The sequence below is a fragment of the Pantoea sp. genome (assembly GCF_032114055.1).
Classification (GTDB): Bacteria; Pseudomonadota; Gammaproteobacteria; order Enterobacterales; family Enterobacteriaceae; genus Pantoea.
In genome coordinates, this window is record NZ_DAMCTB010000015.1 from 45,860 (window position 1) to 61,616 (window position 15,757).

Annotated in this window: 19 protein-coding genes; 10 read left to right on the forward strand and 9 right to left on the reverse strand. The window is 52.4% G+C overall.

Annotation, left to right across the window (positions count from 1 at the left end; all coding sequences use genetic code 11):
* Positions 1–214: 214 nt before the first annotated feature.
* Complete coding sequence (fliE, locus tag RT657_RS18445) at positions 215–526, forward strand: flagellar hook-basal body complex protein FliE (protein WP_313656198.1); 312 nt, start codon at positions 215–217, stop codon at positions 524–526.
* A 74-nt stretch (positions 527–600) separates the two neighbouring features.
* Here fliE and RT657_RS18450 read toward each other — a convergent pair whose 3' ends face one another.
* Positions 601–1,098: a hypothetical protein gene (locus RT657_RS18450; RefSeq protein ID WP_313656200.1), complete on the reverse strand. Its 498-nt coding sequence runs from the start codon at positions 1,096–1,098 to the stop codon at positions 601–603.
* Positions 1,099–1,351: 253 nt separating this feature from the next.
* Between RT657_RS18450 and RT657_RS18455 the strand changes: the two genes are divergently transcribed.
* Positions 1,352–1,816: a hypothetical protein gene (locus RT657_RS18455; protein WP_313656201.1), complete on the forward strand. Its 465-nt coding sequence runs from the start codon at positions 1,352–1,354 to the stop codon at positions 1,814–1,816.
* A 153-nt stretch (positions 1,817–1,969) separates the two neighbouring features.
* Here RT657_RS18455 and RT657_RS18460 read toward each other — a convergent pair whose 3' ends face one another.
* A complete protein-coding gene (locus RT657_RS18460) occupies positions 1,970–2,170 on the reverse strand; it encodes a hypothetical protein (RefSeq protein ID WP_313656202.1) in 201 nt (66 codons plus the stop codon).
* A gap of 294 nt (positions 2,171–2,464) precedes the next feature.
* On the opposite strand from RT657_RS18460, the gene RT657_RS18465 reads away from it, so the two are divergent.
* On the forward strand, positions 2,465–2,713 hold the full coding sequence (locus RT657_RS18465; RefSeq protein ID WP_313656203.1) for a hypothetical protein: 249 nt from the start codon (positions 2,465–2,467) through the stop codon (positions 2,711–2,713).
* A 40-nt stretch (positions 2,714–2,753) separates the two neighbouring features.
* Here RT657_RS18465 and RT657_RS18470 read toward each other — a convergent pair whose 3' ends face one another.
* Complete coding sequence (locus tag RT657_RS18470; protein WP_313656204.1) at positions 2,754–3,386, reverse strand: helix-turn-helix domain-containing protein; 633 nt, start codon at positions 3,384–3,386, stop codon at positions 2,754–2,756.
* Between the two features lie 137 nt (positions 3,387–3,523).
* Between RT657_RS18470 and RT657_RS18475 the strand changes: the two genes are divergently transcribed.
* From RT657_RS18475 to RT657_RS18485, 3 genes are all read left to right on the forward strand, one after another.
* Complete coding sequence (locus RT657_RS18475) at positions 3,524–3,907, forward strand: hypothetical protein (protein ID WP_313656206.1); 384 nt, start codon at positions 3,524–3,526, stop codon at positions 3,905–3,907.
* Positions 3,894–4,235, forward strand: a complete 342-nt coding sequence (locus RT657_RS18480; protein WP_313656208.1) for a hypothetical protein — start codon at positions 3,894–3,896, stop codon at positions 4,233–4,235. The genes RT657_RS18475 and RT657_RS18480 overlap by 14 nt, the downstream gene beginning before the upstream one ends.
* 151 nt (positions 4,236–4,386) lie before the next feature.
* Positions 4,387–4,653, forward strand: coding sequence for a hypothetical protein (locus RT657_RS18485; protein WP_111139970.1), 267 nt, complete (start codon positions 4,387–4,389; stop codon positions 4,651–4,653).
* 38 nt (positions 4,654–4,691) lie between these two features.
* On the opposite strand, the gene RT657_RS18490 is transcribed toward RT657_RS18485, so the two are convergent.
* Entirely contained in the window at positions 4,692–4,931 is a 240-nt protein-coding gene (locus RT657_RS18490) for a DinI-like family protein (protein ID WP_111139969.1), read from the reverse strand.
* A 176-nt stretch (positions 4,932–5,107) separates the two neighbouring features.
* On the opposite strand from RT657_RS18490, the gene iraP reads away from it, so the two are divergent.
* Complete coding sequence (iraP, locus tag RT657_RS18495) at positions 5,108–5,407, forward strand: anti-adapter protein IraP (RefSeq protein ID WP_111139968.1); 300 nt, start codon at positions 5,108–5,110, stop codon at positions 5,405–5,407.
* Between the two features lie 161 nt (positions 5,408–5,568).
* Here iraP and RT657_RS18500 read toward each other — a convergent pair whose 3' ends face one another.
* On the reverse strand, positions 5,569–5,892 hold the full coding sequence (locus RT657_RS18500; RefSeq protein ID WP_313656212.1) for a DUF6388 family protein: 324 nt from the start codon (positions 5,890–5,892) through the stop codon (positions 5,569–5,571).
* 251 nt (positions 5,893–6,143) lie between these two features.
* Here RT657_RS18500 and yedD point away from each other — a divergent pair, with 251 nt between their 5' ends.
* Positions 6,144–6,614: a lipoprotein YedD gene (yedD, locus tag RT657_RS18505; RefSeq protein ID WP_313656213.1), complete on the forward strand. Its 471-nt coding sequence runs from the start codon at positions 6,144–6,146 to the stop codon at positions 6,612–6,614.
* Between the two features lie 85 nt (positions 6,615–6,699).
* Here yedD and amyA read toward each other — a convergent pair whose 3' ends face one another.
* From amyA to fliD, 4 genes are all read right to left on the reverse strand, one after another.
* Positions 6,700–8,181, reverse strand: a complete 1,482-nt coding sequence (gene amyA / locus RT657_RS18510; protein WP_313656215.1) for an alpha-amylase — start codon at positions 8,179–8,181, stop codon at positions 6,700–6,702.
* Between the two features lie 100 nt (positions 8,182–8,281).
* Positions 8,282–8,647, reverse strand: coding sequence for a flagella biosynthesis regulatory protein FliT (fliT, locus tag RT657_RS18515; protein WP_313656217.1), 366 nt, complete (start codon positions 8,645–8,647; stop codon positions 8,282–8,284).
* Positions 8,647–9,054: a flagellar export chaperone FliS gene (gene fliS / locus RT657_RS18520; protein ID WP_111139963.1), complete on the reverse strand. Its 408-nt coding sequence runs from the start codon at positions 9,052–9,054 to the stop codon at positions 8,647–8,649. Before fliS ends, fliT begins: the two co-directional genes overlap by 1 nt.
* An 11-nt stretch (positions 9,055–9,065) precedes the next feature.
* Complete coding sequence (gene fliD, locus RT657_RS18525; RefSeq protein WP_313656220.1) at positions 9,066–10,478, reverse strand: flagellar filament capping protein FliD; 1,413 nt, start codon at positions 10,476–10,478, stop codon at positions 9,066–9,068.
* Between the two features lie 336 nt (positions 10,479–10,814).
* On the opposite strand from fliD, the gene RT657_RS18530 reads away from it, so the two are divergent.
* A complete protein-coding gene (locus RT657_RS18530) occupies positions 10,815–12,020 on the forward strand; it encodes a FliC/FljB family flagellin (RefSeq protein ID WP_313656222.1) in 1,206 nt (401 codons plus the stop codon).
* Between the two features lie 210 nt (positions 12,021–12,230).
* Entirely contained in the window at positions 12,231–15,752 is a 3,522-nt protein-coding gene (locus tag RT657_RS18535) for a glycosyltransferase (protein ID WP_313656223.1), read from the forward strand.
* Positions 15,753–15,757: the final 5 nt, after the last annotated feature.

Here is a 15,757-nt window from a genome sequence, read left to right on the forward strand (position 1 = left end):
ACGTAATTGACCGGGTAAGTTGAGATGGCAAAACAGACTCCCTGACCTGCGTAGATAAAATTTCCACTTCAATGCCAGGCATTATTAGGTGATAAGCAAAATTCGATGGCTGGATAAGGTAGGTTTTTTGCTGTCATTTAGCGGCTTTGTCTCATTGACAACGTGCTAACTTTTGGGCACAGAGAAAATACTCCCTCTTTAAAAGGTATCGTTTATGTCCATTCAGGCTATCGACGGCGTGCTGCAGCAGCTGCAGGCGACCTCTCTTCAGGCCAGCAATCGCAGCAGTGAAGCCTCCAGTCAGATCGATTTTGGCGCCACCATGAAAGCGGCACTGGATAAGATCAGTGAGACCCAGACCACCGCCCGCACTCAGGCGCAGGATTTTGAGATGGGGAAACCCGGCATCGCCCTGAATGATGTGATGGTCGATCTGCAGAAATCCTCAATTTCTATGCAGATGGGGATTCAGGTCAGAAACAAACTGGTGTCAGCGTACAGTGAAATTATGAACATGCAGGTTTAGGTGAGTAACGGCCTGAAGCTGATAAGCTTTATCATGCTGTCCCTTAGTGGAGCACGTCTGTAGCACAGGATCGCTCATTTTCGTGTTAATGAGCGATAGCTGGTTGATATGTTCTCTGACATCCAGGCGCTCTGAATCCGGCACATCCTCTGCGCATTGACGTGATCCATTTTCGAGGTGATGTCGTTCGGGTTTGCGCCTGCTGAGAGCCCGGCACGCGAATGCGTGACGTGACGGATATATTTCCGGTGACGGAGGCCTGCACGGCTTAGTGCGCCGGTGCATCTCTGCCCTGATGATTCTGCTGAATAATATGCTCCAGAACGGCCATTGACTGCATTTGCGCCGGGATTGAGCACGAATGTCTTCTGTTGCTCAATGCGCTCGCGATACTCCCGGGAATGAAAAGTGAATGCAGTCCGAGGATATATTCGGGTAAATTCCTTCTGGTCACGCAGAGTATCAACGGCTGCATCTGGCAGGCAGATGACACGATTACCGGCTTCTCTCTTCGGCGGCGTAAACGATTTGAGTCCAGCTACGCCATGTTTTCTCAGTGCTTCTCTGACCATTCCAGTCACAATTGTAGTGTCATGGATAACATATAAATATATTGAGGTTCCCGGAATGAATCCGGGGCGCTGGTTTATTTACAGAAAACCGAAACACCAAATGGATTTGTTCTGGTTAACCGGTTACAGGCTCCGGCGTCGGACGATACTGACGCTATCAGCCTGCTGAGCCGATGCCGCTGGGGAGCTGTTCAGGCCCGGGATTAGCTCTGAGGATGGCGAGACGAGCAACGGAGAGGGGCTAAGGATCAGCATGCTGGGGAAGATGACCACCGCCGGTTATACTTCTCTTTATTCCATATCGCAGCAGAGAAAAGGCTGTTTCATCTCTGCCGAGCCTTTTCCGTTTACCGGCAACCAGCAGGACGCTCACTCTATGTTAAAAAAACTTGCCCTTATAACCTGTTTAGCCTGCCTCTCTTCCTCTGCCGTTGCTTCCCTGCAGTGCGGGCCGTTTACCCTTAAACCTGACAGCAGTGGCTGGTTCTTTGTGAATGGCGAACGTGCCAGAACACAGAAGGTGACATTCACCAAACAGAAGGGCGATTACAACAACGTCATGATTAAACTGCGGGTCAAAAATAGCCGGGCGCCGGGGATGGTGGATCTGGAGCAGACGACACAGGCTGGTAAAAGGATGCTGAGAGCCGAAATTGTCCGCACCAGTCAGAGTCAGATACGTATACGAGGTGCTTACGACTGTGAACAGGCAAATTAACATGATGCAGGCGGGTCTGCGCATCATCTCGGCTGTTAAAACAGCCTGACCGGATGGCGTCAGGTGAAAAGAACATCTGCGGGCGAAAACTGGCAATAACGTGCCCCTTGCCCCTCTCTGTAATCAGCGCGCCCATCGGGCGCGCCACGCGTCTTAGCTTGCTTTAAACGGATCCTTTTTATCATCCTGGCTGTCGTCATTTTTACGCGGCACTTCGCCATGATCCTTAGGTGCATCAGTTGCAGGATGATCGTCCTCTTCATACATGTTACCTGCATGAGGAGCTCCCTCTGGCAGGCTTTTGCTGACATCACCTTCTTTCTTACGTTCTTCGTTCGAATTGTGCTTAAACATGTGTCGCTCCTTTTTTCAGTACGTTAAGTCTAGACCAGCCTGCACAACCTGACAGAACCAGGTTCGTTAAGTGAGAAAAGTCTGTCAGGTGCTGACTGTGCTGTGGGTGACTGATCTGGCCTGAGCGAGAGAGAGTGGTGTAAAGCACGTAAGCCGGTTGATGAAATCAGCAGATTCGCCGGGGTAAGTACCATCAGAAGCGGGGGAGACGTCACCTCATCTTCGATTAATAAATTCGATTGAAGTGATTAAAAAAAAGAATATAGTAACCAGCGTTACCAGGAGATAGATGTAATGTTAAAAGACTATTTAAAGATTGCAGCTGACGATCGGCTGATTGAGCAACGCACGCGGAGCCTGAGAAACCGTGGTCAGGAAGAGGTCACAGAGTGGATTATCGTCAACGATCAGGGAATAAAGATCGGCGGCGTCACCCTGTTTGATAAACTCAGTACCCGCCGATCATGGCCGGTCAGTTATCGCATCATGCAGACCGATCTGCAGGGCAACGTGGTGGTTGATAAACTCACCGACGTCCTCTGACCGCGCATGCGACCGCCCGCTGCAGAGCCTGCTCCGCAGCCTAAATCTGCCGATAGCGGCGCAGTTCAACCAGTGTGCCGATCAGTTTCAGGCTATCCCGGCTTGAGTACAGATCGGGAAAGTTAATGTTAACCGGGGCCAGTTCAAACTGCATGACGCCATCCTGTGAGCCGCGCTGACGCCAGGTGCGCAGCAGAGGAGTCTGCTGCTGCAGGGCCAGCACGCAGTCGCCCGGCTGAGGCGACTGCGTGGGATCGATAATCACCACATCATTCTGCAGGATGGCGGGCGTCATGGCCTGTTCCTCCACGCGAAAAGCAAAACTTTGCTGCGCAAGGGCTATGTCGTTATGCATCAGCCATTCACACTTCACAGCGTCAGCATCCGCCAGCCATTGCGTCACGTTCCGCTGAGTCAGCAAAGGGATCTGGTGCAGACCACTCCATGCGCTTTCGCTGAAAACAGGACCATCTCCATCTATCAGAAAAGCCGGTGCGCAGCCCAGCGCTTCAGCGAGCCGCAGCAGGTTCTCACCACGCGGCAGCGTCTCCTCTTTTTCCCACTGTGATATAGCGACATGGGACACTTTTACCTGCTGAGCCAGTTGCTTCTGCGTCAGCTCCAGTGCTTTACGGCGAAGTCGGATGCGGTCACCCAGCGTTCTGTTTTTCATCGGCTTGACTTTTTGATTAAGTGTGCTTTAAGTATACTTAAGTCTGGTGTTTAAGCAATCTTAAATTCATGGCGGGGGATCGTGTCTGATAAGCACGCAGTAAGTTCCAGAGACCTTACCAGATAAAGGGGTGTGGCATGGAAAGTAGTCTGATTACCAGTATGGGTGCGTTAGTTCTGGGTGGGGGCGCTGCAGCACTGTTCTGGAAACCGTTACTGGCAGGCATTGCCTCTATTGTGACCAGTAATCGTGCAGGCGGCGAAATTATTACCAGTTACAAAGAGCAGGTGCTGTTGCTGAAAGAGAGTAATCAGCTGATACGCGAGGAGAACGACGAGTTGCGCGAACGTCATGACAGAAATCTGCGCCGGATTGCGACGCTCGAAACCGATCTTCGATTAATCAAAAATGCGGTAGGAATTTTACTGGCCATGACTGAAGCCGAGCAGAACAACAAGTTTCGTATTGAAATTGATCGGCTTATCTCAACTCTGGAGGATCGCAGTGATGACAACCGTTAAAGATACGCATGATCCTGTGTCAAACCGGCGCAAAATCATTCTGGGCACCATTCTCCTGGTCTGTTCAATGATTTGCATCCTGATGACGATTATTTTTCTCTATGTCAGTCACACCGCCAACAAGCGAGTGGAGGAGATCCGGGCAGATTATTGGGGAATGGCCGAACGACGGGATGATCGTGTCGATGCGCTGACGACGCAAGTAACTGCTCTTCAGCAGAAACTGGATGCCATTCCCGATCGCACTGCGGATAAAACGGTCATCAAAGTCAAAGAAGTGGTAGTGGATGGAGAACTGCCGCCGGTCAAAGCAAACGCAAAACCGTAACTTCCGATTATTCTTAGTGCGGCTTCGCTATTATCAACTACATTTAAATCTCACGGCGACATTTTATCTCTTAATGTATGCCGATTGATTGGCCGGTTGATGAACCGCTAAGCCTAATCATTTTGGATAACTGACCAGAAGGAAATTCAGCATGAGCGATTCAACTGAAACCAAGACCAAAACTGAATATCTGCGTGACGTGACCTCTCAGCTTAAAGAGATGCGCCACTATGCGCAAACCAACACTGAAACCCTTTCGAGCCACTGGCTAGCCTTTGATGCCGGTGAGTACAAAGATAAAACCAACGCCGATCGAATCGATGCGTTGCTTAACAAGCAGGGGAAACTGCTGGAAGACCTGGATGCCGCGATTCAGGATATCGAGATTGAAATCAATCACAGTGAGCAGGAGAGCTGAGTTTTCTCCCGCTAACTGATGCGGTGGCCGTTAAGGGATTAATCGGCCACCAGCCACATTTCCGCTTCGTCAAACATCTCTTCAACAATCCGCGCAACTGTTGCTTTATCGTTCTTACTTAAATCAGTATCAATCGCGTTACGTTCCATCGGCTTAACCCTGACTTCGAGATCAGGAAACACCCGATGCACCCGCTTTTCCAGCTCCTCACGAATCATCTCGCGGGCACCCGGTAAACCGGCAACGTTGCGCTTGTCATAAATCAGTTCAACAAACATGATGGCAATCCATTCTGAGCAAAATCGCTGACCTATGATACTGTAAATAAAAACAGTAGCAAGGCGGCATAGCCGATTTCGGGCAAAATTTTCGGGGTAAAGAAGGCGTCATCTTCGGCTGGCTAAACCGGCGCGCCTCACGACATAATGGCAGCTTACTTTTCAGGAGGTGCGCGATGCGACAACTGGTGATTGATATTCTGCTCAAGCTGGCAAAAATGGACGTCGATGCAAAGGAGCTGACCGCGCAGCTGGAGGCTCAGTCCCTGCTGGTTGCCGCGCTGCTGGTACAGGCGAAACAGGATAACTCACTGACCATCACGGAAACGGTTCAGGATGCGATTATCACCGCCTCGCAGTCTTCGGCTGAATTTATGCAGTCTGACGTTGACCTGTTGCTGACACACATCAATCGTTTGCTGGCGGTGGCAAGCTATGTGGAAGTGAAAGGCAAAATCGCAGAAGAAAGAGAATAATCGGCGGACCTCTGCGCCTCTTTCGGGGCCGCGCAGAGGTCCGCTATCTTCAGGGCCCGTTAACGCCAGCGTTATCTTTTAAGGCGAGCTTTCCGGCTTATTGTACAATTCGCCGCCCGACGGCTCTGAAGCGTGAATCTGGCCCCTTAGCGCGGTGCCGATCAGAGTTCGTTTTTGATACAGAACTCTTCCCAGCTCATCCCCAGCGATTCCGCGTGAGATTTGAGATAGCTTTCGATCGCTTCCGCCGCAACCGCTTTATCTGGCTCAGCGAGCTGAATAGAGAAGATCATCCCATCCAGATTTTTTTGCCGTAAAAATGCGGCATAGATGCGTTCTGCATGCCATTCGCGTAGCTCGCGCAGCGACAGATTGGCGGCACGGGCATCGCTCTCTGTTAACTCATCCAGCGCAGCCCGAAAGTCGGGATGCGCGGTAAAAAACATGTCGCGCGCCTGGGCATAATAGGCTTCTGGGGTTTTCATATTCCTGTTCCTGAAAAGTATGGCAGCGCGCCAGTGTAGCGGGTTGTGTTTCGCTTGTCAGGCGTGAGCGCGCGTGCTTCTGTCATCCTCATTGTAGAGCGTCAGACGACCGGGGAGGGCATCCAGCCTAGATCGCCGTGGAAATGTGGCTTTTATTACCTCTTCCCCGCTCACCCGACACCAGATACCTTGCGCAACGCGGTGGAAAAATTATAACGTAGCCGCCATTGACGCGATCTTAGGGATTAAACATGAAAAAGTGGATGCTGATTGCCGCGCTGGCATTGGGTGGCTGTGCGCAAATCAACGATTATGAGAATGCGGTGCAGACGCCGGCACCTGCGGAATTGCAGGGGAACTGGCAGACCGACGGCCCGCAGAGCGGCCTCGTGAGTGACCAGGCCATCGGCAGCCTGTTAATCACTGCGGAGGGGACCACGCTGGATTGTCGTCAGTGGCAGCGGGTGATCGCGAAGCCGGGTAAACTGACCCGACTGAACGGGGATTATGTCAACGTCACGCGTCAGATGCGCGTGATGCCGCTGAACGTGGATAACGGTGAGCTGGAGTATGACGGACTGACCCTGCGCAAAGTGGAACGTCCGACCCTGGAGTGTCAGCAGGCATTGAAAGAAGTGGCGAAACAGCCTAAAGCTGCGGTGATCCAGAATATCGAACCGCAGCTGTTGCGGACGGCGATCACCGAACATAACGCGGGTTAACCCCCCTGAAAAGCACCGCCCCGACAGACAGATGGCGTACTTCACGCCTCTGCCCGCCGGGGCGGTGCTGTTTTTACTGTGTAGCTTATTCTGCTAACACCCAGACACTGACGCTACCCCCGTTGCAGACAAAGACCGCTGTGCCGTGCTCATCGGCGGTAATGGTCTCTTCACGGTTACCCAGATGATCGCGCCAGACCTTACCGGCAAAGCCGTCACCCATCGGCACGCTTTTCTCGCCCGCATCGCCGTTTGACATGATGACGACACAGCCCGGCTGGGTTTCGGTGCCGCTGCGGCTGAACGCCACACAGTTGGGATGATCAAAATAGTCGGTCTGCACACCCCAGCCATACTGCTGGCGGGCCCGGATTAACCCTTCCAGCTCCGGGATCACGGGCATTTCAATCTTATGCTTTTCGCCGTCGCCGCCTTCATCCTCATAGGTCGCACCGAACAGATCCGGATAGAAGATCGTCGGCACGCCCTGTTCGCGCAGCAGAATCAGCGCATAAGCCAGCGGTTTGAACCAGGCTTCAACCGGCGCTTCCAGCGACTGCAGCGGCTGTGTATCGTGGTTGGCCACAATGGTCACCGCATGCCAGGGATCGGCGACGACCAGAGAGTTAGCAAAAATCTGGCTCATGTCGTAGGCGCTGCCAGCGGTAGAGGCCTGATGGAAGTTCATGTGCAGGGGGGCATCAAACAGCATAGTTTTGCCTTCTACCTGGTGCACATACTCCTGCAGTTTCTCCGTTTCAAATGACCAGTATTCCGCCACGATAAACATCGGCTCCCGGGCGGCTTCCTGAATATGGTCAATCCACTCTTTGTAAAACCAGGCCGGTATATGTTTTACCGCATCCAGGCGGAAGCCGGTGCAGGGCACCTGTTCCATCACCCAGCGCGCCCAGTATTTCAGCTCTTCCCGGACCGCATTATTACGAAAATCGATGTTGGCACCCATCAGATAATCGAAGTTACCCAGCTCACTATCAACCTGATCGTTCCAGCCTTCGGCGGTATAGTCATTGATGACTTTGAAAACCCCGTTTTCATCCGGATTTTCAATGTGGTCTACGCCGCTAAAGCATTTGTGGTCCCAGACGAATTTCGAATACTTTCCTTCGCGTGCCGGAAAGGTGAATTTAGTCCAGGCTTCGCACTCGATGACCTCGTCATAGATTTCATCGCGGTTATCCGGATTGACGCGGTTGACGCTGATCGGCTCTTTCTCATCAGCACCCATTTTGTGGTTCAGTACCACATCCAGCAGCACCCCAACGTTATGGCTGCGGAGCGCCTCTGTTGCTGCCAGTAACTGCTGTTTGTCACCATATTTAGTGGCAACGCCGCCTTTCTGATCGAACTCACCCAGGTCGAAGAGATCATAGGTGTCATAACCGACAGAATTACCACCAGAACCCCCTTTGTAGCCTGGCGGGAGCCACACCATCGTAATACCAATTTCACTAAGCCAGGCTGCACGTTCGGCAACTTCAGGCCACAGTTTGCTGCCATCCGGATAATACCAATGGAAAAACTGTAATAACGTCGGGTTTTGCATTTACCACACTCCAGGGGATGATGAAAATTAAGTATGGAGTAAGCGGCAGAAAAGAGACGCCGCGCAGAAAAATAAATCTGGCGGCGTAAAAAGCAGACGATCAGGAGAGCGTTTCGCGCGGCACCATGACGACACCGCCTTGCTTACCATAGGCAGAGAGCACCGATTTCTGGCGGCTGCTCTGATTCACTAAAGCGGCCAGCTCATCCATCCGTGCCTGCAGCAGGCGTTTCACTTCAGTTTCATTATCCAGGATGCGGCGCAGCACCGGGCGTAACAGCTCCTGCGTCTGAGAAGAGGGCGATATCGCCTCTGTCGAGTGCGCTAAATTCTGCACCGCACTGACATACTCCGTCTCCCTGTTGATCAATTCATCCCATTCGCCCTGTGCGGCGTGACGCAGCATTCCCTGGCTGAGATCGAGTAACTGTTGGTAAACGGCAAGCAGATGCGGTGCAGTTGTCATTAAACGGCGTCCTGAATAGGGTTAGGTTGAACCACTTCTTTCCACGCGTCTGCGATGTTGCGCAGGAGGCCTTCGACCTCCTCGATCGCGGCAACATCATTATGCAGGTTCGCCTCCAGGAGGCGACGCGTCATGTAGTTGTAAAGATCCAGCAGGTTATCTGCCAGCTCATCACCACGGTTTTCAGCCAGACCCTCTTTCAGGCCTGCTTCGATAATATTGATGGCTTTGGAGATCGATTTACCTTTGCCTTCAATATTGCCATCCTGCATAAACAGGCGTGCGCGGATTAACGCGCTCAGTGCGCCGTCGAACAGCATGACCACCAGCTGCTGCTGGCTGGCACTCATGACGGCGCTTTCGACGCCAATTTTTGCATAGGCCTGGGTGCCTGTAGCGGTGTACATGGTCCCTCCTGTTATTTTTTAGACGAATCGGATGTGTCGAACTGCTGCGTCAGATAGGTGCTGGTCGAGTTGAGTTTACTGATCGCCATATCCAGCTGGGTAAACTGTGTTTTATAACGGGCGATATCCGCATCAATGCGATCGCTGGTGGTGTTATAAAGCGCGGTTAAGTTATTCAGCGTTTTGCTGACGCCATCGGTGGCGGCCTGAACAATCCCCTTTGAGGAGAGCCATTCGGTCAGTTTAGCGTCCATTTTTGCGGTGATGCCGGTCTTGCCGTCACCCACAATCATCTCTTTCACGCCCGCCGCATCTTTATCCAGGGCGGCGCTGAGCTTGGTCGAGTCCAGTTTCAGTGAGCCGGTCGTCGGATCGGTGGTCACGCCAATCTGGCCCAGTGATTTATATTCCGAGGAGCTCTGCGCATTGGTCAGCAGGCTTTTCAGCTGGGTCTGAATGGTCCGGAGCGTGCTGTCACCGAGCAGCGCTCCGTTGCTGCTGTCCTGCGAATCTGTATTGGTGTCGACCTTGGTGTACTTGGTCAGCGTATTAAACTGATCCAGCAAGGTGTTGTAAGCATCTACCCAGCTGCTGATCGCGCTGGAGGCCTTTGAGGTGTCTTTAGTGATCGTCAGTGTCTGATCGCCCACCGTCTGCGCAGTCAGATTCAGCGTAATGCCTTCCAGGGCATCGCTGATCTGGTTGCTGCTGTTCTCAATCGCGATGTTATTCACGGTCAGTTTAGCGTTCTGTGCCGCCACGCTCTGCGTCATCGGATTGCTGCTGGCGCTGGCGTCAAAGCCGACGATCCCCTGCAGGGTGCTGTCACCCGTGACGGCAACAGAAGCCACCGCATTGTCGCTGCCGGTCTTGTTGGCACTCATAGAGAGGCGGAAGCTGCCGTCTGAGACTTTAATAATCGAGGCGGTCACACCTGCGTTAGCGCCATTAATCGCATCGCGCATGCCGGTCAGCGACGTCTGGTCGTTACTGAGCGTGACGCTTTTACTGGTGCCATCTTTCAGGGTAATCGCAATGCTGCGACTGGCCACGGAGCTGTCGCCCAGTGCAGCACTGTTGCTGCTCTGAACTGCCGAGGTCAGAACCTGCGCCTGCGCCAGCTGCGTCACGTTAATCGAATATTTACCGGCCACGGTGCTGCCAGAGGTCGTGGCGCTGAACGCGCTTGAGCTGCTCGTCGCGGTAGTGGCGGTAAAGAGGTCGGCACTGTTCAGCTTGCTGTTCGCGGTCTGAAACGTGGTCAGTGAGCTTTTCAGCGTGGAATAAGCACTGAGCTTGGCGGTGTAAGCCGACTGCTGCGTTGAGATAGGTTTCAGCGCCGCTTTTTCAGCGGTCTGCAAACTGTCCAGCATCGTACTGAGCGGCAGGCCGGAACCGACACCGAGATTGCTAATACTAGCCATGTTTAATCCTTTATAAGGTCGACAGGGAAATTGATACCGGAGTTATCGGCCTTGATTAAAGAAAGTTTAAGGCTATTTGCCTTAGGGTAATGAGGTAAATAAGCACTATAGAGAAGGGCAATTCAGCGGCTAGAAAATTAATGAATTAACGCTAAAGAAGTCGGAACCGGTGGCGATAACTTACAACGTGACAGGCAGAAGCAGAAAATTTCGCCTGGTACTAAAAAAATTCTAAAGGTTGTTTGACGGCAGACGATAACAACCTTGACGGCGCTGAAGCCGGCGGGTTGAAGCCCACACCTTAACCGAAAGACTTGATTAACAGGAAAATTTATCATGGCCCAAGTCATTAATACCAACAGCCTCTCGCTGATCACTCAGAACAACATCAACAAGAACCAGTCAGCTCTGTCTACCTCTATGGAGCGTCTGTCTTCTGGTTTACGTATCAACAGCGCAAAAGATGACGCTGCTGGTCAGGCGATTGCCAACCGTTTCACCTCTAACATCAAGGGTCTGACTCAGGCTGCTCGTAACGCCAACGACGGTATCTCTGCAGCGCAGACTACTGAAGGCGCACTGTCAGAAATCAACAACAACTTACAGCGTATTCGTGAGCTGACTGTACAGGCTTCAAGCGGTACTAACTCTGAATCTGACAAATCTTCAATCCAGGACGAAATCAAATCACGTCTGGACGAGATTGACCGCGTATCTGGTCAGACTCAGTTCAACGGCGTGAACGTGCTGGCTAAAGACGGCAAAATGAACATCCAGGTTGGCGCTAACGATGGCGAAACCATCACTATCGACCTGAAGAAAATCGACTCCAAGACCCTGGGTCTGGACAGCTTCAACGTCAACGGCCCGGCGGGCACCCCGACTGCAGCTGGCGCAACTGAATTCAAAGCAGCGTACGGTTCTACTACCAACGTAACCGGTGCAACTGTTGCTGAATCCTCTGCCAATGCACTCTCTACCCGTCTGGGTGTGGCTGCCTCTGGTGTTGCTGTTGACTCCGGTAGCGTCTACAAAGATGACAATGGCAAAATGTTTGCTAAAGTCACCGTAACTTCAGGCAGCGATGCTGAAACTAACAACCTGAAAGCGAACGGCTTCGACATCGCCAGCGGCGCAGCAAATGCTAAAACCTTCTTCGTTGCTGTAGATCCACAGTCAGCGGACACTGCGACCACTGCTGGTACCGCAGCGTTCAAACTTGACACCTCTAACATGAGCCTGTCGAGCCTGACCACTGGTGCTTCATCAAGCCCACTGGCTAAACTGGATGAAGCGATTGCGAGCGTGGATAAGTTCCGTTCTTCACTGGGTGCGATTCAGAACCGTCTGAACTCAGCCGTGACTAACCTGAGCAACACCACGACTAACCTGTCAGCTGCACAGTCTCGTATCCAGGATGCTGACTACGCAACTGAAGTTTCAAACATGTCTAAAGCGCAGATCGTACAGCAGGCTGGTAACTCCGTGTTGGCGAAAGCTAACCAGGTTCCACAGCAGGTTCTGTCTCTGCTGCAGGGCTAATCGACTCCTTCGGGAATCAACGCGCAAAACCCCGCTTCGGCGGGGTTTTTTTATGTCTGAACAAAATGAGTCCGCAGCCGTTCTGGCAGATTAGGCCCTGTTTGCTGTTTTACTTCTCCGATTGAACGCTCATCTGAAGATTATGCTAAAGCAAAATGTGTGCTGCTCTCAGTCTGTCAGGGCTAAGAGGAGTCAGCGAGAGAGAGTAAAATGCATCAACACGAGCTTGTCAGCATCATCATAACCGCACGCGCATCCATCTGGTTTACCCAGGCGCTCGATAGCGCGCTGAGTCAGGATTATCCACACATCGAAATTATTGTGGCGGATACCAGCGACAGCCAGTTTATTCACAAAAAACTGCAGGATTACCTTCCACAGCACGGTCATCGCCTTCATTACTTAAAGGTCGATGAGCAGGCGGTGCCGGTTTATGAGGCTGCCGTGAGCGTGGCGAAAGGCACCTATATTAAGTTCCTGTCAGATGCCGATCTGCTGAAACCCGCCTGTGTCTCTACCCTGGTTTCCGGTCTGAGTGCTTTTCCTCAGTGTCGCGTGGCGATTTCCAGCCGTGAACGCGTCGGTCCGCAGAGGGAGTTGCTGCCCGCACTTATCTCGACCGCACCGCTGACCAGCGAAGACAGCATTATTCATGGCCAGGATCTGCTGCGCAATCAGACACAGAAAGCGTACAGCCTGCCGGGAGAGCTGACCGCCGCGCTATTTTACCGCGACGATCTGACGCAGATCCTGATTGACGAGTCGTTACTCACCACCGGTGAGTCCGCCTTGCAGGCGATCCCGGCGCTGGTTATCTTTCACCGCCTGCTCAGCCATACGCATCTTCTCTGGTTTGCCGCACCGCTTTGCAGCGTGCGCGCTTCTGACGTCGACCGTCAGCCTCATCAATGTGAAAGTGATGAGATTTTCAGGATCGGGCGTGACGTGTTATACGAGAAGATTCGTCAGGAGAACGGATCTGACGATGCTGAACCTGCACTTCATCTGGCACGGGTGGCTCACCTCGACCAGCCTGATGCCTTCATCATTAAAAATCTCTCTGAAGAACAGCAGAAGAATTTTACGTTAGAGATCCTGGCGTCATGGCGGAATTCGCGCACCCTGAATCCTTTACAGCAAAATATGTTAGAGGATATCGCCGCGGCAAACACGCATCCTGTCAGCGTCGCCTTTTTCATTACCGTTACCGAAGAAACCGTTGCGGGCCTTGAATCACTGTTAACGTTCATTAGCCAGATAGCGATACCAGGCCTCCGGTTTGAACCGGTTCTGATTACAATCGGTGTCTCCCCGGACACGCGGACTGAATGCCATACTGCCACACAGCAAAGCCGGATCGATGTCATCAATCAACGCATCCAGGCCCGCCAGGATGACTGGATCATGTTCCTGGATGCCAGTTGCACCTTACATGCGTCCGGATTGCTCGCCTTAAGTTCAATGCTGCTCGTTCAGAATGGCTGGTTAGCAATCTACGCGGATGAGTTTTTCTATATTGATAATGCGCCGATAGGGGCAGCCTTCCGGCCAGATTTCAATCTCGACTTATTACTGAGTTCGCCTAAAACCATGGCGCAGCATTGGCTGTTCCGCCGGGAGTTACTCTTAGCGGCAGAGGGTCTGGATGCCCGCTATCCCTCATCCGCTGAGTTTGATCTTATCGTTAAGCTGATCGAATCGCAGGGGTTTGAGGGAATCGGCCATCTGGCGGAGCCGTTGTTAACCGGTTATCTGGAAAGCAGAGATATTCTCGAAGATGTGTCGATCATTGAGCGACACTTACAGAACCGCGGCTACCCCGAGGGGAGAGCGGCACTGGATAAATTCTTTAATTACCGTCTGCGTTATAACCATCCCGACAAGCCGGTTGTGTCGATTGTTATTCTGGCGAACTGGCATCTCGCCTCGCTGATTAGCTGCGTTACCACGCTGCTGGAAAAAACCACCTGGCACAATTATGAAATGATCCTGGTCGCCGATAATCAGCGCACACCAGAGCGGGATCAATGGTTATCGGATATCGCCCGCGTGGATCCTGCGCGTATTAAAACCCTGAGCTATGACGGTGCCTTCAGTCACGGCCCGATGGCGAATCTGGCTGCTGAGCAGGCCATTGGTGAATATCTTGTTTTTATGCATTGCGAAATGGCCATCACGGACGGTGAGTGGCTGGATAATCTGCTTAATCATGGACTGCGGCCTGAAGTCTTTGCTGTTGGCGCAAAACACCTCTCGTCTGAGAATAAAATCAGGCATGCAGGCTATATCCTGGGCGTAAATGGTGCCGTCGGCGAAGTTTTCCGCGGAAATGACGATCAGGACGCGAATTATCTGGGACGCATGAACGTTGATCAGAACTACAGCGCCGTATCAGGCGATCTGGTGCTGATGCGCAAAGCCGTATTTGATGAACTGGGCGGATTCGATCATGAGCAGCGTTTATATGGCGATGTGGACCTCTGTCTGCGCGCGCGTGAACAGGGGTATCTGACGGTCTGGACACCTTATGCCCGGATGCATCGGCCTGCCGCACGCACCAGCCCATTCCCGGATGAAACGGCGCAGACCTCCAGTAAGCTGAAACAGCTGGAAGAGGATAAAATCTATTCCCGATGGATGCCGGTTGTTGCCCGGGACCCTGCCTATAACGCCAATCTCTCGCTAAGAAGTCGTCACTTCGAATTAAGAAATGACGAGGTCAACGGGCTGACGGTTAAAGCAGAAAATCTGCCAACATTCCTGGCACACAATGCTGATATATATGGCTGCGGCCACTACCGTATTACCCAACCGCTTCAGGCGATGGTCGCAGAAGGGGTGGCGCAGGGTAAGAGCGGCATGACACTGCTGACATTAAGTGAAATGGGTCAATTCCGGCCCGACAGCCTGATCATTCAGCGTCGCTATTCACCGGCCTTCCATAACTGGATGGAGCGGATCGGTAAACTTCACAACGTATTTAAAGTGTTCGAGCTGGACGATTACATTATTAATTTGCCGATGAAGCATTATGGCCGTCAGGCTTATAAGCAGGAAACGGCAAAATTAATCCGTAAGAGCCTGAGCTATTTTGACCGTTTTGTGGTTTCTACCGCACCGCTGGCGGACGCGATGAGCAGTATGCATCCGGACATCGTGGTGATTAAAAACCGTCTTCCTGTTGATGCCTGGGGGGCGCTCCAGTCTCTGCGCAATCAGGGGCAGAAACCCCGGGTAGGCTGGGCGGGCGGGGTAAGCCATCGTGGCGATCTCGAAATGATTTTTGATATCGTGCGCGAATTTTCAAATCAGGTTGAATGGGTCTTTATGGGCATGTGTCCGGATAAACTCCGGCCCTACGTGCATGAAATACATACCGGCGTGGATCTGAGCCTGTACCCCGCAGCGCTTGAATCACTGAACCTTGATCTGGCGCTGGCGCCGGTTGAAGAGAATAGCTTCAATGCCTGCAAAAGTAATCTGCGCCTGCTGGAGTATGGTGCCTGCGGCGTGCCGGTGATCTGCAGTAATGTCGCCTGTTACCGGCAGGATGATCTGCCGGTTACGCGCGTTAATAACCGTTTTATTGAGTGGCGCGATGCTATCCGGATGCATCTTGCCGACCCGGCAGCCAGTGCCGAAATGGGCCTGAAATTACAGGCCAGCATACGACGTAACTGGATGCTGACAGGCGAGAACCTGCGTGAATGGGCAAAAGCCTGGCAGCCCTGATCGAT

Coding starts and splice junctions, on each gene's coding strand:
- fliE (WP_313656198.1), top strand. CDS start 215: ATGTCCATTCAGGCTATCGACGGCGTGCTGCAGCAGCTGCAGGCGACC.
- RT657_RS18450 (WP_313656200.1), bottom strand. CDS start 1,098: ATGGTCAGAGAAGCACTGAGAAAACATGGCGTAGCTGGACTCAAATCG.
- RT657_RS18455 (WP_313656201.1), top strand. CDS start 1,352: ATGCTGGGGAAGATGACCACCGCCGGTTATACTTCTCTTTATTCCATA.
- RT657_RS18460 (WP_313656202.1), bottom strand. CDS start 2,170: ATGTTTAAGCACAATTCGAACGAAGAACGTAAGAAAGAAGGTGATGTC.
- RT657_RS18465 (WP_313656203.1), top strand. CDS start 2,465: ATGTTAAAAGACTATTTAAAGATTGCAGCTGACGATCGGCTGATTGAG.
- RT657_RS18470 (WP_313656204.1), bottom strand. CDS start 3,386: ATGAAAAACAGAACGCTGGGTGACCGCATCCGACTTCGCCGTAAAGCA.
- RT657_RS18475 (WP_313656206.1), top strand. CDS start 3,524: ATGGAAAGTAGTCTGATTACCAGTATGGGTGCGTTAGTTCTGGGTGGG.
- RT657_RS18480 (WP_313656208.1), top strand. CDS start 3,894: ATGACAACCGTTAAAGATACGCATGATCCTGTGTCAAACCGGCGCAAA.
- RT657_RS18485 (WP_111139970.1), top strand. CDS start 4,387: ATGAGCGATTCAACTGAAACCAAGACCAAAACTGAATATCTGCGTGAC.
- RT657_RS18490 (WP_111139969.1), bottom strand. CDS start 4,931: ATGTTTGTTGAACTGATTTATGACAAGCGCAACGTTGCCGGTTTACCG.
- iraP (WP_111139968.1), top strand. CDS start 5,108: ATGCGACAACTGGTGATTGATATTCTGCTCAAGCTGGCAAAAATGGAC.
- RT657_RS18500 (WP_313656212.1), bottom strand. CDS start 5,892: ATGAAAACCCCAGAAGCCTATTATGCCCAGGCGCGCGACATGTTTTTT.
- yedD (WP_313656213.1), top strand. CDS start 6,144: ATGAAAAAGTGGATGCTGATTGCCGCGCTGGCATTGGGTGGCTGTGCG.
- amyA (WP_313656215.1), bottom strand. CDS start 8,181: ATGCAAAACCCGACGTTATTACAGTTTTTCCATTGGTATTATCCGGAT.
- fliT (WP_313656217.1), bottom strand. CDS start 8,647: ATGACAACTGCACCGCATCTGCTTGCCGTTTACCAACAGTTACTCGAT.
- fliS (WP_111139963.1), bottom strand. CDS start 9,054: ATGTACACCGCTACAGGCACCCAGGCCTATGCAAAAATTGGCGTCGAA.
- fliD (WP_313656220.1), bottom strand. CDS start 10,478: ATGGCTAGTATTAGCAATCTCGGTGTCGGTTCCGGCCTGCCGCTCAGT.
- RT657_RS18530 (WP_313656222.1), top strand. CDS start 10,815: ATGGCCCAAGTCATTAATACCAACAGCCTCTCGCTGATCACTCAGAAC.
- RT657_RS18535 (WP_313656223.1), top strand. CDS start 12,231: ATGCATCAACACGAGCTTGTCAGCATCATCATAACCGCACGCGCATCC.